Below are 2,994 nucleotides of genomic sequence, written 5' to 3' on the forward strand. Positions count from 1 at the left end.
TCAAAACAGACAAAGAACTAAGGGCCATAGCAAGACCTGCTAGTTCTGGATTGAGGGTCAATCCCAGTCCTACAAAGACTCCAGCAGCAATTGGAATCCCAAGGATATTGTAGATAGAGGCCCAGAAGAGATTGAGTAAGATCCTGCGGAAGGTCTTTTGACTCATGTCAAAGGCGCGCACAACGCCAAGTAAATCATTTTGCGTGAGCACGATGCCACCGGACTCGATCGCAATATCCGTTCCAGATCCCATAGCGATCCCCACATCCGCGATCGAGAGAGCTGGAGCATCATTGATCCCATCTCCAACAAAGGCGACCTTGCTAGCTTCTTGCAGTTTTTGGATGGCGCTAGCTTTTTCTTGAGGAAGGACATCAGCAATGACGGTGTCAATTCCCACTTGCTTAGCAATAGCTTGGGCCACCCGTTCATTATCCCCCGTTAACATGACCGTTTTCAAGCCCCGTTCTTTGAGCTTTTTGACCGCTTCTTTTGAGCTGGTCTTCGGAGCATCTTGAATGGCAATCAAGCCAATCACTTGCCCATCCACAGACAAACTGATCACTGTTTTGGCCTGCTCTTGCAACTCTACCATCCGTTTTTCAAGCTCCGGATCCATCGCTGTCCCGTCATGAAGTTTGCCATTTCCCAAGGTCACCAACTGCTGGTCGATCTGACCTTGGACCCCTTTTCCTTCAATCGCTTGGAAGTTTTCCACAGGGGATAACACCAAACCTTTTTCTTCTGCTTGGGATAACACCGCTTGGGCTAGTGGATGTTCTGAAAAAGTTTCAAGACTAGCAGCCAGTGTCAAGACACGCGCTTCATCTCCTACAACATCGGTTACAAGTGGTTGGCCAATGGTAATAGTCCCTGTCTTATCAAACACAACGGTTTGAATCTTTTGCACTTCTTGAAGAACTGTTCCATTTTTAATCAGAACCCCCATCTTGGCACTACGGCCGGTTCCGACCATCAGGGCTGTTGGGGTTGCTAAACCAAGGGCACAAGGACAGGCAATAATGAGGACAGAGACTGCATAGAGCATGGCCTCTTGAAGCGACGCGCCCAGAAGCACGGACCAAACCCAGAAAGTCGCAATGGCCAAAATCGTCACCACTGGAACAAAGATACCTGAAATCTTATCCGTCAAATCTTGAATAGGAGCACGACTGGATTGGGCCATTTTGACAAAGTCCACAATTTGAGATAAGAGGGTCTCACTACCGACTTTTTCAGCCTTAAAGAGAATGGTCCCATTGCTGTTGATAGTGGAGCCGATAACTGCATCACCAACTGATTTTTCCACAGGCAAGCTTTCACCTGTCACCATCGACTCATCAATGGTCGTACTTCCTTCTACAATCGTCCCATCAACCGCGATCTTTTCCCCAGGACGGACCCGAATCAAGTCATCAATTTGGATATCTTCTGCCGCCACCTCGACATAGTTCCCATCACGGAGAACTTGAGCCGTTTTTGCCTGCAAATCCAACAACTTTTCCACAGCCTCGGAGGCATTGTTACGCATCCGTTCTTCAAAGATTTGCCCTAAGAGGATAAAGAAGATGATAAAACCCGCAGCCTCAAAGTATACTGGCTGACCAGTAAAAAGGGCAAATACACTATAGACATAGGCTACCAGGGTTCCAAGAGCTACCAAGGTATCCATATTGGAATGGTGCTTCTTAAATGAGGCCCAGGCACTCTTGATAAAAGGAACTCCTGCTACCAACATGATCGGCGTTGTCGCTAGAAAAGTCCCCCAGCGACTGACTGGATGGGATACAAATCCTGCCATCATCCCGATCATCAAGATCAATAAGGGAAGAGTAAAGATACTAGTAATCCAAAAGCGACCCAGTAAACTTAAGACACGACGGCGTTTTTCCACAACCGTGTAGGAACCCTTTTGCATCTTCATTCCACATGAAAACTCGAAGTCCCCTGTTTCTGTCGGGGTAAAGGATATCACCTTATCCACACCGACTTCCAAAGGCTCTAAAATCCCCTGATCTTCAAACAGAATTTCCTTGTAACAGCCGGAAGGATTGACCCGATGGAAGGTGATTTCAGCAGGGATCCCTTTTTGAAGTTGAAATTCCTTTGGACTATAGCCTTTTTCTGCTGTAATACGGATCTTTTGCACTCCGTTTTCCACAACTGCTTTTTGTTTTTCTACCATACCTACTCCTTTATTCCACAATCATGTGACCATGCATCATGTTCATTCCACATGAATACCCATATTCGCCCGCTTTTTCTGGCGTAATTTCAATGACATGTTTTTCACCTAAAGGCAAATCTTCATGAACGCCAAAATCTGGAAAGATCACTTGAGCCAGACATGAAGATGGATCCTTGCGATGAAAGATGATCCGGGCTGGAACATTCTTTTTCAGGACAATGGTTTCAGGCGAATAGCCCCCCATGACTTCGACTTCAATTTCTTGATAACCTGATTTCTGACGAGCGTGGCCGCTTACCTTTTCATGCTCTGCAAAGAACCACCAAGCAATAAAAGCAACCACAAGTAAACAAACAATACTAATCAACAATCCAAACATGGAATTTCCTTCTTTCTATTACATACAATTGCAAGGGACTGTTTCGACAGCCTCTGCTTTCTTTTCTTCCAGGACCTGCTGCAGCTGATTAAGATCTGCAAGCGTAAAGTCACTCGCCTGAATCAAGTTTTCAAGCACCTGGACAATCCTTTTGGAGCAAACCTTGTCTTTCACATCCTCAACGACCAAGTCTAAACTCTGGTCCTGCTTCAACAAAGCCGAGTAAACAAAGGCTTTGCCTGATTTTTCTCTAGTCAAACATCCTTTCTCCACCAAGCGGGTCAAGAGAGTCTTGATCGTCGACTTCGACCAGTCAAAGCGCTCGGACAAGACGGCGATCAAATCCGTGCTGGTCTGCTTGCCTTCCATCCAGATAATCTTCATGATGCGCCATTCCGCATTGGAAATTTGCATGACCTCTCCTTTC

General features: G+C 46.2%; 3 protein-coding genes. All 3 read right to left on the minus strand.

All coding sequences use genetic code 11. From position 1 onward, the window contains the following. Window positions 1-2,185 (minus strand): heavy metal translocating P-type ATPase (locus tag RWS39_RS09450; RefSeq protein ID WP_314482935.1); only part of this gene is annotated, 2,185 nt, incomplete at its 3' end. Between the two features lie 10 nt (window positions 2,186-2,195). Next, window positions 2,196-2,567, minus strand: a complete 372-nt coding sequence (locus RWS39_RS09455; protein WP_045498039.1) for a cupredoxin domain-containing protein — start codon at window positions 2,565-2,567, stop codon at window positions 2,196-2,198. 18 nt (window positions 2,568-2,585) lie between these two features. Continuing rightward, complete coding sequence (locus tag RWS39_RS09460; RefSeq protein WP_045498041.1) at window positions 2,586-2,981, minus strand: CopY/TcrY family copper transport repressor; 396 nt, start codon at window positions 2,979-2,981, stop codon at window positions 2,586-2,588. Window positions 2,982-2,994: the final 13 nt, after the last annotated feature.

It is taken from the genome of Streptococcus cristatus, assembly GCF_963529205.1.
Lineage (GTDB): Bacteria > Bacillota > Bacilli > Lactobacillales > Streptococcaceae > Streptococcus > Streptococcus cristatus_O.